Source organism: Vibrio sp. 1401 (assembly GCF_033340295.1).
Genome location: NZ_JAWOWF010000671.1, coordinates 1 through 563 on the forward strand (window position 1 = coordinate 1; position 563 = coordinate 563).

General features: G+C 49.6%; 1 pseudogene. It reads left to right on the forward strand.

The annotated features are described in order from the left end of the window. Nucleotides 1–563, forward strand: a pseudogene (locus R7Z77_RS27490) (acetyl-CoA C-acetyltransferase); the annotation flags it as partial.

Here is a 563-nt window from a genome sequence, read left to right on the forward strand (position 1 = left end):
AGCTGGCACCATTCGAACGGCTGTTGCTGGAGGTATGGAAAGCATGACGAATGCGCCCTATTTGTTGAAAGAGGCGCGCAATGGCATGCGATTAGGGCATCACTCCACTTACGATCACATGTTTCTCGATGGATTGCAGGATGCCTACGAAGGGCACTTGATGGGCGTTTACGCTCAGAAAATTGCAGATAGGCTCAAATTTAGCCGTGAGAAAATGGATGAGTGGGCAACCATGTCTGCAAAACGTGCGTTAGAAGCGCAAGAGCGCGGTTTGTTTGATGATGAACTTGCGCCTATTGACATCCGGACAAAAACTGCCACAACCCATCTCGATTATGATGAGCATCCTCGCTCCATCGATCTAGAAAAAATTCCTCAGCTCAAACCCGCTTTCGATAAAAAAGGCTCAGTGACTGCGGCGAACTCCAGTGCCATTTCCGATGGTGCAGCCGCGTTGATTTTGATGGATGAAGAAACGGCGCGCCACCAAAATCTTACCCCGCTTGCCATCATCAAATCGCACGCGACTCATGCGAGAAAACCGGATGAGTTTACGTTAGCTC